This is a genomic window from Picosynechococcus sp. NKBG15041c (genome assembly GCF_055380235.1).
Genome location: NZ_AP040363.1, coordinates 2,411,075 through 2,422,839, shown reverse-complemented (window position 1 = coordinate 2,422,839; position 11,765 = coordinate 2,411,075). Strand labels below are relative to the sequence as shown.

The 11,765-nt window shown below is 51.7% G+C and carries 9 protein-coding genes and 1 tRNA gene; 4 read left to right on the top strand and 6 right to left on the bottom strand.

What is annotated here, in order from left to right; translation table 11 throughout:
* Positions 1-116: 116 nt before the first annotated feature.
* Positions 117-188: transfer RNA gene (locus ACZ45B_RS11630), tRNA-Val, on the bottom strand.
* Positions 189-275: 87 nt separating this feature from the next.
* Complete coding sequence (locus ACZ45B_RS11625) at positions 276-1,808, bottom strand: DASH family cryptochrome (RefSeq protein WP_024545166.1); 1,533 nt, start codon at positions 1,806-1,808, stop codon at positions 276-278.
* A gap of 237 nt (positions 1,809-2,045) precedes the next feature.
* Between ACZ45B_RS11625 and ACZ45B_RS11620 the strand changes: the two genes are divergently transcribed.
* On the top strand, positions 2,046-3,056 hold the full coding sequence (locus tag ACZ45B_RS11620) for a hypothetical protein (protein ID WP_024545165.1): 1,011 nt from the start codon (positions 2,046-2,048) through the stop codon (positions 3,054-3,056).
* Between the two features lie 10 nt (positions 3,057-3,066).
* Here ACZ45B_RS11620 and ACZ45B_RS11615 read toward each other — a convergent pair whose 3' ends face one another.
* The 3 genes from ACZ45B_RS11615 to ACZ45B_RS11605 form a co-directional block, all read right to left on the bottom strand.
* Positions 3,067-3,744 carry a pantothenate kinase gene (locus tag ACZ45B_RS11615; RefSeq protein WP_029681695.1) on the bottom strand — a complete coding sequence of 226 codons (678 nt, stop codon included), beginning with the start codon at positions 3,742-3,744 and terminating at the stop codon, positions 3,067-3,069.
* A gap of 9 nt (positions 3,745-3,753) precedes the next feature.
* Positions 3,754-4,944: a trypsin-like peptidase domain-containing protein gene (locus ACZ45B_RS11610; RefSeq protein ID WP_464674875.1), complete on the bottom strand. Its 1,191-nt coding sequence runs from the start codon at positions 4,942-4,944 to the stop codon at positions 3,754-3,756.
* A gap of 256 nt (positions 4,945-5,200) precedes the next feature.
* Positions 5,201-5,704, bottom strand: coding sequence for a hypothetical protein (locus ACZ45B_RS11605; RefSeq protein WP_464674874.1), 504 nt, complete (start codon positions 5,702-5,704; stop codon positions 5,201-5,203).
* 50 nt (positions 5,705-5,754) lie between these two features.
* Here ACZ45B_RS11605 and ACZ45B_RS11600 point away from each other — a divergent pair, with 50 nt between their 5' ends.
* Entirely contained in the window at positions 5,755-7,029 is a 1,275-nt protein-coding gene (locus ACZ45B_RS11600) for an MgtC/SapB family protein (RefSeq protein ID WP_024545162.1), read from the top strand.
* A 2-nt stretch (positions 7,030-7,031) separates the two neighbouring features.
* Here ACZ45B_RS11600 and mltA read toward each other — a convergent pair whose 3' ends face one another.
* A complete protein-coding gene (gene mltA / locus ACZ45B_RS11595; protein ID WP_024545161.1) occupies positions 7,032-8,180 on the bottom strand; it encodes a murein transglycosylase A in 1,149 nt (382 codons plus the stop codon).
* Between the two features lie 323 nt (positions 8,181-8,503).
* Here mltA and bicA point away from each other — a divergent pair, with 323 nt between their 5' ends.
* Together bicA and ACZ45B_RS11585 are read left to right on the top strand one after the other, a co-directional pair.
* A complete protein-coding gene (gene bicA / locus ACZ45B_RS11590) occupies positions 8,504-10,198 on the top strand; it encodes a bicarbonate transporter BicA (protein ID WP_024545160.1) in 1,695 nt (564 codons plus the stop codon).
* A gap of 104 nt (positions 10,199-10,302) precedes the next feature.
* Entirely contained in the window at positions 10,303-11,730 is a 1,428-nt protein-coding gene (locus ACZ45B_RS11585; RefSeq protein WP_024545159.1) for a cation:proton antiporter, read from the top strand.
* The last annotated feature ends 35 nt before the right edge of the window (positions 11,731-11,765 follow it).

Here is an 11,765-nt window from a genome sequence, read left to right as displayed (position 1 = left end):
ACATACGACGAATTATCATCACCCATGCTACTAATGGCCATTCGGGGTTCACTTTTTTTTGGAAAAACGCAAAAAAAGCCACCGGGTTGGGTGACTTTGGTTAATCTTCTTAAGGATGGGCGTTACTGGATTTGAACCAGTGACATCCTGCTTGTAAGGCAGGCGCTCTACCGCTGAGCTAAACGCCCTTAAGCCTTAACAAATATAACAGGGGATTTTTTGAAACGCAAGGGGTCCGGTAACTTTTTTTGAGTTTTCCGAAAATGACTTGATGTTCAGCGTCGCCAGGGAGCTTTAGGGGCAGTTTTATGTTTCTCTGACCGGTGAACTTTACCCTTGGGGAGGAGACCCAGTGCTTTTTGGTAGATGCGTTCATTTTCTTGGACAGACTGTTGGAGATCTACCATGGGTTTAGGGTAGGTTTGGCCGAGGATAATCTGGCGATTGCTTAACGCTTGTGCGGATAAACGCCAGGGTTGGTGGATTTGCTCACCGGGAAGGCTGGCCAGTTCTGGCAGCCAGTGGCGTACATAATTTCCTTGGGGATCATAATCTTTTGCTTGTTTTGGAATGTTGAAATAACGGAACCCCCGGGCATCATTTCCTACCCCAGCGGTGTAGTTCCAGTTGCCCCAGTTGCTGCACACATCGTAATCAATGAGCTGAGATTCAAACCAAGTTGCCCCCCAGCGCCAATCGATCCCTAGGTTTTTCGTCAAAAAGCTGCCCACATTTTGACGGCCTCGGTTAGACATAAAACCCGTGAGCAGTAGTTCACGCATATTTGCATCCACAAAGGGAATACCCGTTTGCCCTGTCCGCCATCGCTCAAAGGCCGCCTCATCTTGTTTCCAGGGAATTGCCACCCCTTGGAGCCCTGCGGGTTGAAAAATTTGCGTGCCATGTTTGGCGCCGATCCAACGGAAGTAGTCTCGCCACAGCAGCTCAAAAATTAGCCAATAGGTTGAATCATTGGCGATGCGTTGGGTTTCATAGGCTCTCACTTGGGCAACAACCTGGCGGGGAGAGAGGCAACCCAAGGCCAACCAGGGTGAAAACTTGGAAGAATAGTCTGCTCCCAAGAGCCCATTGCGCGTTTCTTTGTAAGTTTTCAGGCGATCGCCTGTCCAAAAATAATCCTGAAGCCTTTGCCAACCTGCTGTTTCACCGCCTTTAAAGGTCAAAACACCCCGGGGATCAGCGACTGGTTCCGTTAGACCCAAATCCTGGAGTGTGGGAATTTCGCCCATATCTAATGCGTCAGGTAGCTGCGGCAGCTGGGTCGGTGTAGGGACTGGAGAGGCGATCTCCCCGTATTTTTCGACTTCTCTGCGAAATTGAGTGAAGACTTCTGGTAATTGATTGATCCCAAAAGGCAAAGCTTCCGGAGCATGGAGAGTCGCGCCCCAAAAGGTTTCGATATGCACCCCCTGCCGCTGTAAAGCCCGCTGTAGCTTGGCCTCAACATCAATTTCCTCGGCAGTTACCTCTTTGTGCCAATAAACGGCCTCAATCTGCCACTGCTGACACAATTGGGGAATTAAAATTTCTGGCTTACCCTGGCGGACGATCAAATGACTCCCCTTACCCCGGAGATTGTCCCGCAGATCCTGTACTGCCTCCCGGAGAAATTGTCCCCGAAAAGACCCCGTTTTGGGCAAATTTAATTGAGTTTTGCCAAATTCCCTTGGATCAAAGCAGTAGAAAGGAAAAATTTGCCCTTGCGCTCTGAGAGCTTGGTGGAGGGGTTGGTGGTCATGGAGGCGCAGATCGCGGCGATACCAGAGGAGAATTTTCGCAGGAGCCATAGCGGTAGTGGCAGAGGAAAAATTGTAGAGAAAACCCGCATAGTATAACGAATGTTTTTTCGACGGTGTGCCAAAAGGCGATCGCCCGAAAACCAGAGAATTTCTGTAGAAATTCCGTGTATCTCGCCATGTCTCGTTCCTTGAGGGGATACACTAATAGAGCGCAGAGGTTAAACTAATGTGCCAATCAACTTTGATGTTGGTTGCTCGCTTTTTTTCTGAATGTTGATCGACGCTATGAGTCCCCGCAAACTAACCGACCATGATAAGGAAGAATTACTCGTTGCCTACCGTGAAACGACGGCAACCACTTCCACGTTGGCGGCTCGCTATGGCGTCAGCAGCTCGACGATCAGTCGTCTTCTAAAAAGTCGTCTCAGTAGCGCAGAATACGAAGAATTGATCCACCAGAAGCGCCTTGGTCGTAGTGGTAGCAGTAACCAAGTCGAAAAAGAAACTCCCCCCGCAGCCAAGGCTACTCCCAAGGCCGTTGAGAAACCCAAACTCATTCGACGGATTGCGGCCCCAGAGCCTGAGGCCGCTTTAGACTCTCCCCAAGCATCTTCTGAATTGCCTCAGGGAGAGTGGGCCGGTGAATTTAACGAAGCAGACGATGACCAGTCGCCTGCCGCCCTCCATGGGTCTGATGTGGATGATTTTGAGGATGATGACTTTGATGGGGCAGGGTACGAAGACGGAGAATTTGAGACGGACGACTATGACGCTACGGACTTTGATGATGATGTGGCCATTAACCCGGATCTCCTCGCCTTGGCCCAAGAAATTCAGCTAGGCGATCGCCAACAGGCGCTCAAGGAATTGCTGGGAGACGATATCGGTGAGGATGATGATTTTGATGACGAAGAAGACTTTGACGATGAGGACGAAGACGATGATGAAACCCTCGATCTCACCCCTGTTCCGCCCTCAGAATCTGTAGAAATTCTTCCCCTAGAGGCAGCCCAGTTTCCCCGTACCTGCTATGTGGTGACCGATCGCCTGTCAGAATTAATTGCCCGCCCCATGGGTGAATTCCGGGATTTGGGTCATCTGCCAGATGGGGAAACCAGCCAGAGAACCCTCCCGATTTTCGATAACCATCGTGTTGCCAAGCGGTTTATCCGGGGCCGTACCCAAAAAATTATCAAAATCCCCAACGGAGAACTCTTTTTTAAAACCAGTAGTTGCTTGGCGTCTAAGGGAATTACACGCCTGCTTCTCGACGGAAAAGTTTACCAACTGTCGTAAAGGACTAGGCTCAGGGTTCCTTGAGGGCTTGAAAGCCGCGAAAGATCAAGGCGGGATCGTAGATCAATCGAGGGATGTGCTGCGCTAACCAGGGGCCATCTCCACCCGTAACCAGGATTTTTCCCTGGGGAAACTCAGCCTGCCAAGCTTGGATAAAATCATTAACGCCGGCGAGGACGGTGCGGGTGATGCCGCTGGCGATCGCCCCCTGGGTTTCCCTGGCCCAGCGCTGGGGCAACTGCTCGGGTAAATTAACCTCTGGCAAAGCTGCCGTAGCCTGGGCCAAACTCTTAAATTGCAGTTTTAGGCCCGGTAAAATTGCGCCCCCCAACCACTGGCGATCGCCTGTCGCCCCCGAAAATGTCAGGGCCGTTCCCCCATCGATGACCAAACAGGGAAAACCATAATGTTGGCCTGCGCCCCAAACCGCTAAGGCCCTGTCAATACCCAATTGTGGATAGCAGTGGCGGAGAGGGATATCCCGTAGGGTGATCACCCGGGCCTCAGGAAATTGAGCTTCGATCCAGGTGGTCTGGCGAGGCACGACCGACGCCACATACTGGAGTTGTTGCACACCTGTCCCTACGGTGTCGTGGTCTGTGTGCTCGATCCCTTGGAGTGTATAGTCAGCAAACGCCCCCCAATGGAGCCGGGAATTACCAATCATCAAGGCCCACCACTGTGCCATGCTGATCCCCTAACTAGGAAAATCTGTCGGTTGCACGGTCAATTGGCGGATTTTGCCTCGACGCTTGAGTTCAATGCTTAGATCTGCACCAATGGCACTCTGTTCAACGGTGTCTTGCACATCAAAAGCAGTGGACACAGGTTGGCTGTCCACCTGCTTCAGGATGTCTCCCACTTGAATGTTGGCGATCGCCGCCGGAGAGTCCGGGGCCACCTCAATCACCAAAACCCCCGTTTCTGTGTCGAGATTCAGACCTGCGGCAATCTCAGGTAACTTGGTCTGGAGATAGTTTTTTCCTTCCCCGTCTAGGGCTAACATCCGGATCCCCAAGTAAGGATGGGTTGCCTTGCCCTCTGTAAAGAGTTGCTGGGCAATCCGCTGGGCTGTTTCGATGGGGATCGCAAAACTCAGGCCCTGGCCATCGGCCCGGATAGCCGTGTTGAGGCCAATGACTTCCCCGCGCACATTTAACAAAGGGCCGCCGGAATTGCCGGGATTGATCGCCGCATCGGTTTGGATAAAACGCACGCGCTTGTCAGGAACGCCCACCTGGGCACTGGGCCGGTCAAGGGCACTGATGATTCCCACGGTCACGCTGTTATCAAAGCCCAATGGATTACCAATGGCGATCGCCCATTCCCCAGGGGTCAGATTCGTCGCACTGCCCAGCTTAGCAGTGGGGAGCCCAGTAGCCTCGATTTTGATCACGGCGATATCAGTCATTTCATCGACACCCATGACTTTTCCTTCAAATACCTGGCCATCTTTGAGGGTAACTTTCACCTCAGAGCTTCCAGCGACCACATGGGCATTGGTCACCAGTTGACCGTCGCTGCTGAGAATAAACCCTGAACCTGTTCCCTGGGTTGGGCGATCGCCCTCAAAGGAAGGAAATCCTTCTTCCCAGGGGAGCAATTTTCTGAGGCGAGAGCCCGTTGAAGTGGTGTCTTCTCCGAGGGCATCAATGCGCACCACTGTCGGGCCAACATTTTGGACAGCTTGGGCGATGAAATTAACGGAATCTTGATCCAGTTGAAAAGCCACCATGGACTGCTCATACTGCCGCAACTCATTATAGGTTTGCAAAGAAACATTAAGTTGCCGCTGGGCCCAATAAGCATGGCTCAAAAAACCAATACTTCCCCCAAGGATCAGGAAGGTGGTGTAAATACGCCACTGACGAAAGGATTCATTTAACATGGGTGTGAGGGAGCTGGAGGAGTGCAGAGAAGCGACTGCGTGCTTCTCAAATTATGGCAAAAATGTTGCCCAGTGCTTTACTTTAGTGACCTCTTCTTTTCTTTTTTGTTAACAGTAGTCAGTTTTCTAAAGTTTGCCTGAGTCTTGCCCTCTGCTTGGGTCACTCCAGGGGAGAAATTGGCCTTCGATTACCCACGAAAAAATCCAGAGCGGCCAGGCTCTGGGACAAAAATTGTCTCAGTTTTAACCAAGGCAGCTAGGGAGATTGGCTGGTGCGCTGGTAAAGCTGGACTGAAGTGTGGCTCGTGTTACGAAGTTCTACACTTCTTTTTTTGGTAGGACTGACCCGGGAATTCGTTTGGATAATGCGCAATTGTTGCACTTGAACCCGCGCTGGTTGATGACCCAAATCTGCGGGGATGGGCAAGGTAATTTGCTTGGGAACACAGACGCTGATGCGGGGACTGAGTTCCTGGGTGTAGGGGATCCAACCTTCTGGGCAACCGATGGGTTCTGATGGGGTGGCGATCGCCCCGGTCATGTTAGAGAGCAGCAAGCAGGAACTGATCAGTAGACCATCTAGTAAATGCCCACCGATACTTTGGATTAATTTCATGGTTTTGCTCCATTGCAAAGGAGAGTAAATCGAAGCCTGGGGAGACGAAGCTCCAACAATGTGTAGTGATTTCTCCTGGAGCTTATGCAATTGTGGGGATGGCCCCGGCAGAGCAATAGTTTGATTTTCGTTGCGAAACGCCATTTTTACAGAAAAAGGCTGCCTATACTGATGCGGATATTTCAGGGTGAGTCATGGCCTCTCAATTGCTTAATTTAGTCCCAGCGGATGCCTATAAGCTTCTGGTGGTGCTATTTCTCTCGTTTCTTATTGGCCTTGAACGGGAGGAACACAAGATTAGTAAAGGGTATGCCTTTGGCGGTGTGCGCACCTATCCTTTGATTGGCCTGATTGGTTATAGTGTCGCTTTTTTGGCCCAGGGCGAAATTGTCGCGGTGATTGGCGGCTTTGCGGTGGTTGGGGGCTTTTTGATGATTTCCTATTGGCACAAAGCGGAAACGGCCCGGGTCGGGCTCACCTCTGAGATGGCGGGCCTCGCGACCTACATTCTCGGGCCTTTGGTCTATGGGGGCGATTTTTGGGTGGCTTCTTCTTTGGCGATCGCCAGCTTAATCCTCCTAGAACTCAAAGCTTTCTTAGAGGGATTAGCCCAGCGGTTTTCCGAAGAAGACATTTTCACTTTCACAAAATTTCTGTTGTTGACCATCGTCATTCTGCCCATTTTGCCGAACCAGACCCTCACCAGCTTTGATCTCAATCCCTTTAAAACTTGGCTGGTGGTGGTAGCCGTCAGTACGGTGTCCTACGGCAGTTTTTTGCTACAACGCCTTATCAAAGGCAAAGGGAGCATTGCCCTTGTTGCCCTGTTGGGCGGCGCCTATTCGTCGACCGTGACCACCGTGGCCCTGGCGAAGCGAGCCAGCGTCGATCCAGAAAACTCGAAGCGCTATGTGGGGGGGATGGTCATGGCCTCGGGGATGATGTATTGGCGATTGATTTTTCTATTGGAATTATTTAATGGGGATTTATCGGCCCGCTTAATCGGGCCTTTCGCTGTTTTGGGCCTCGTGGGAGTTCTTGGGGGATTGGTCCTCTATCTACAGAAAAAAGCACCAGTAGACCCAGAAAATGTGCCAGCGACCTATCCCCAGGGTAATCCCCTTGAGCTGAAGGCTGCCTTTGGGTTTGCGTTGCTTTTCCTCATTATTTCCCTGCTTACCCGCTATATCGTGACTGACTTGGGGGACCAAGGTGTTTATTCCTTTGCGGCCATTATGGGAATTACGGATGTGGATCCGTTTATTTTGAGCCTGACCCAATCGGCGGGGCAATCGGTCCCCTTGGCCCTGGCCAGTGTGTCAATTCTCATTGCGACAGCCAGTAATAATGCTGTCAAGGGTTTGTATGCGCGCTCCTTTGGCGATCGCCAAACGGGACAACAGGGCCTGTACCTACTCCTGGGGTTTAGCCTGATGGGGCTATTGCCGATTTTGCAGCAAATTCCCTAGGATCACTGTCGTAGTAATAGGTAATAGAGCTGTCCTGAATCATTGACGAGGCCCGCACGGGTTTGGGTATTTGGCCCCGTCCCCAGGAAAATATCCACCCGACCAGGCCCCCGGATTGCACTGCCTGTATCTTGATCTAAGACATAGCGACTGATGGGCATTTTTAACCACTCACCGTTGGCCCGCTGGTAGGGCAGTTGGGTCGAAATAAAGGCGATCGCCCCCGGGGGAAAAATACTTTTATCGGTGGCGATTGATCGTTCTGCCAACACTGGAACCCCAATGCTGCCGATGGGGGGTGAACCGAAGGTTTCTTGGAAGAAAATGAAGCGGTTATTACGGGGAATATAGGTGCTCAGGTCCTCCGGGTGGGTTTCAAAATATTCAATCAATCGAGGTAGGCTGAGTTCTTCCGGTTGAAAAATGCCCGCGTCGATGAGCTCTCGCCCGAGGCTTACATAGTCATAGTCCGTGCTGCCATTAAACCCGATGGTCATGGTGCTGCCATTGGTCATCTGGAGTCGCGCTGACCCTTGCACCTGGATGAGATAGGCTTCGAGGCGACTTTCGAGCCAGACCAATTCATTCCCCCGCAGTGGACTCCCTTGGGGCGGCCTGCCATCGGGGCCTTCTAGTTCAAGCCTCGTGGGATGGGGTTTTGTCCAGGTGCTAAAACCAGGGGGCTGGCGATAGATGGGATATTGAAAGCGTTCGGTTCTAACGGGACTGGCAATATAAGCTGGTTCAAAATAGGCGGTGAATTCCACCTGGCCTAGGCCATCGGTTCCTGGAGATTGATAAAAAATAAATTCCCGTTGAATCGCTTGGTGGAGCTGCCGAGGATCGCTATGCTGCTGCACCAGTTGCCGGAACCGTACGAGCGATCGCCTCACCCGCTCCCTAGTGAACCCAGGTTCTGCCAAGGCATCATAGGCTTCTCGGGCGGTATTACTCTCGAGGTAGCGCAAACTGTGGTCAAGGGCCGCCAGTAACTGCTGCCGATCCTGGGCTTGCCAGAGGCCATAGTCTGGCAGGGCGATCGCCCCAGAATTTTGCTGGGGTTGTAACACCTGGGCCATGGCTATCCCACCCCCCAGGCTAGAGCCAGCCACCATGGCTGTCGTTACTAAACTATGCCAAATACGCTTCATTACACCTCCACAGGGCCCGCAACGGTTTCGTTATTGTAAACCCGAACCCAAAGACTTCCCTGCTTACGACGTGCAACCCCAGGCGATCGCTACCATTCTGGAGCAATCATTAGTTTTTATAATTTGTTTAATCAAAAAAGATTAGCGATCTTGGGCAGACAAACTTCAATGTTCCATGGTTAGATATTACCCAATAGAAAAAACGAATTTAATAGATTTAAGACTATGTAATTCTGGCGATCGCATCCTGTCCCTAGTCAATGCTTTTAACAATTAACCTTTTTAACTTTTATTCCCATGGCTCAAAAGAGATGGCATGACCCATGCAAATAACCAACAAAATCCACTTTAGAAATATCCAAGGCGATTTATTTGGGGGCGCAACCGCCGCCGTTATTGCCCTGCCGATGGCCCTTGCTTTTGGTGTCGCCTCTGGTGCTGGCCCTACCGCTGGCTTATGGGCAGCGGTGCTAGTCGGCTTCTTTGCGGCGCTCTTTGGGGGCACGCCGACCCTGATTTCTGAACCCACCAGCCCAATGACGGTCGTGGTAACGGCGATTATTGCGAATCTCACCGCCGCAGATCCAGAAAATGGCCTGGCCATGGCCTTCACCGTCATCATGATGGCAGGGGTTATCCAAATTATTTTTGGGGTCCTCAAGCTCGGCAAATATGTCACCATGATGCCCTACACCGTTATCTCTGGCTTTATGTCTGGGATCGGTGTGATCCTCGTAATTTTGCAGTTAGCCCCCTTCCTCGGCCAGGCTAGTCCTAGGGGGGGCGTTATTGGCACCCTCGGGGCAATTCCTGATTTATTGACCAATATTCGGCCCATCGAAACCTTCCTAGCAGGGATGACAGTGGCAATTATTTGGTTTATGCCCCGGAAATGGCGCAAAATTGCTCCTCCCCAGTTAGTGGCGCTGATTTTGGGCACGATTCTTTCTTTGGTCGTGTTTCAAGATGTGGAGCTCCGGCGTATTGGGGAAATTTCAGCTTCTTTTCCGTCCCTCCAGTTACCGAATTTTGGCAACCTCGAATCAAGGCAGTTGCAATTGATGGTTGTGGATGCGATCGTGCTGGCGATGTTGGGCTGTATTGATGCGCTCTTGACTTCCTTAGTGGCCGATAGTTTGACCCGTACGGAGCACAATTCTGACAAGGAGCTAATCGGCCAAGGTTTAGGCAACTTGGTTTCAGGTCTCTTTGGTGGGATTGCTGGGGCGGGGGCCACCATGGGAACGGTGGTGAATATCCAGTCTGGGGGGAGAACGGCAGTATCAGGCCTTTCCCGGGCGATTATTTTGATGGTCGTCATCCTCGCCGGGGCACAGTTGACCGCGCAAATTCCCTTGGCGGTGTTGGCCGGGATTGCCTTCAAAGTTGGGATCGATATTATTGATTGGGATTTCCTGAAGCGAGCCCACAAGATTTCTCTCAAGGGCGCCCTGATTATGTATGGGGTGATTCTCTTGACGGTGTTGGTAGATTTGATCGTGGCGGTGGGTGTTGGGGTCTTTATTGCCAATGTGCTCACCATTGAGAAAATGACAGCACTGCAAGCGAAGTCGGTGAAAACGATTTCTACGGCGGACGATGCGATTCCTCTGACTCCTGTTGAAAAGCGCTGGTTGGATGAGGCGAATGATCGTGTTTTGTTGTTTCAATTGAGTGGGCCGATGATCTTTGGGGTCGCTAAGGCGATCGCCCGGGAGCATAACGCCATTCAAGATTGTGATGCGATCGTCTTTGACCTTGGGGAGGTGCCCCACATGGGGGTTACAGCATCCTTAGCCCTCGAAAATGCGATTAATGAAGCCCTCGAAAAAGACCGCAATGTTTATCTAGTGGGAGTTTCAGGGCAGACGAAGCGGCGCTTAGAAAAGCTCGATGTCTTCAAGAAAATCCCCCCAGAAAACTGCTTCCTTGCCCTTGAAGAAGCTTTAAAGACAGCGGTTTTAAACATTTTTCCCGATGCGGAATCTCGCCAAAATCTAGAGTCCAAGACTCTTTAGAAATGAACGGCAACTAAAATCTAAGGGCGATCGCCATCCCCAATGACGGGTTGGGGTGGCGGGCTTGCCCCATTGTATTCACTAAAATTTGAGGGATTTTTAAGATGGTCTTTCTTTCTTTCACACCGCCTTGGTTCAATCCATGGCTGGATGTTTGGTCGCAGATGCCAGGTTTGACCTTGGCCACAACCCCAGAAGCGGAATATGGTTCTTTTGTCTTGACGGGCGTTTTGATGACCCTTGTGGTGATCTATGGCGTCAGTAAGCTGGGGGGTGAACTCTCGAAGCGGTTTGGTCTGCCCCCGGTACTTGGGGAGCTGTTGGGCGGCGTTCTGGTCGGGGCCTCGGTGCTCCATTTGATCGTCTCTCCAGAAACGGGGGCGATCGCCACAGACTCCAATCTGATGGGTCTATTGCAGCGGCTCGGAAACTTGGATGGGGCAGCTCTAGAACATATTTTCGCGAGCCAGAGTGAGGTGATCTCGGTGCTGGCGGAACTAGGGGTCATCGTCTTGTTGTTCGAAATTGGCCTCGAATCCGACCTCCGCGAATTAAGTAAGGTGGGCTACCAGGCGGCTGTTGTCGCCGTTGTGGGAGTTGTCGCCCCTTTCCTGTTAGGGACAGTGGGGTTAGTGGCGATCTTCCATACACCGCTGATTCCGGCTATTTTTGCGGGGGCGGCTCTTACCGCAACCAGTATCGGTATCACTTCAAAGGTCCTGTCAGATTTGGGCCAACTAAAATCCACCGAGGGCAAAATTATCGTCGGGGCAGCGGTCATCGATGATGTGCTCGGCATTATTGTCTTAGCGGTGGTGGCTAGTCTTGCCAAAACTGGGGAAGTTGATTTGCTCAATGTGGTCTATCTGATCATTGGGGCCAGTGCTTTTCTGTTGGGTTCAATCCTCCTCGGTCGATTTTTTAACCAAGGGTTTGAGGCGATCGCCAATAAATTACAAACCCGGGGGGCGCTCCTCATTCCGGCAGTGGCCTTTGCCCTAGTCATGGCAATTATTGCTAATGTGATTCACCTAGAAGCAATTCTTGGGGCGTTTGCAGCAGGTTTGGTGCTGGATGAAACAGATTTACGCAAAGAACTTGACCGCCAGGTGATGCCCCTTGCTGATTTCCTTGTGCCGATCTTTTTTGTGACGGTGGGAGCCAAGGCAGACCTGGGCGTGCTCAACCCCTTTGAGCCAGCTAACCGGGCGGGCCTGATTATCGCTGCGTTCTTACTTGTGGTGGCGATCATCGGCAAAGTAATCACAGGTTGGGCGGTCTTTGGTCAGCCGGGGATCAATCGTTTGGCGATCGGTTTCGGCATGATCCCCCGGGGCGAAGTGGGCCTTGTTTTTGCGGGGATTGGCTCGGCCAGCGGTGTTCTGGATAAGCCCCTCGAAGCGGCGATCATTGTGATGGTTATTTTGACGACCTTCCTGGCCCCACCCCTCCTCCAGGTTGTTTTGAATAAACCCAATGACCCGAATGCGCCCGCAGACAAAAGTGTCCTCGAAAACAGTCTGTCTTCGTAGAGTGCTGAAATTTAAAGGAGATTCCCTGCAGGGAA

What these genes read in the sequence shown, in the direction of transcription:
- ACZ45B_RS11625 (WP_024545166.1), bottom strand. Translation starts at nt 1,808, where the DNA reads ATGGCTCCTGCGAAAATTCTCCTCTGGTATCGCCGCGATCTGCGCCTC.
- ACZ45B_RS11620 (WP_024545165.1), top strand. Translation starts at nt 2,046, where the DNA reads ATGAGTCCCCGCAAACTAACCGACCATGATAAGGAAGAATTACTCGTT.
- ACZ45B_RS11615 (WP_029681695.1), bottom strand. Translation starts at nt 3,744, where the DNA reads ATGGCACAGTGGTGGGCCTTGATGATTGGTAATTCCCGGCTCCATTGG.
- ACZ45B_RS11610 (WP_464674875.1), bottom strand. Translation starts at nt 4,944, where the DNA reads ATGTTAAATGAATCCTTTCGTCAGTGGCGTATTTACACCACCTTCCTG.
- ACZ45B_RS11605 (WP_464674874.1), bottom strand. Translation starts at nt 5,704, where the DNA reads ATGGCGTTTCGCAACGAAAATCAAACTATTGCTCTGCCGGGGCCATCC.
- ACZ45B_RS11600 (WP_024545162.1), top strand. Translation starts at nt 5,755, where the DNA reads ATGGCCTCTCAATTGCTTAATTTAGTCCCAGCGGATGCCTATAAGCTT.
- mltA (WP_024545161.1), bottom strand. Translation starts at nt 8,180, where the DNA reads ATGAAGCGTATTTGGCATAGTTTAGTAACGACAGCCATGGTGGCTGGC.
- bicA (WP_024545160.1), top strand. Translation starts at nt 8,504, where the DNA reads ATGCAAATAACCAACAAAATCCACTTTAGAAATATCCAAGGCGATTTA.
- ACZ45B_RS11585 (WP_024545159.1), top strand. Translation starts at nt 10,303, where the DNA reads ATGGTCTTTCTTTCTTTCACACCGCCTTGGTTCAATCCATGGCTGGAT.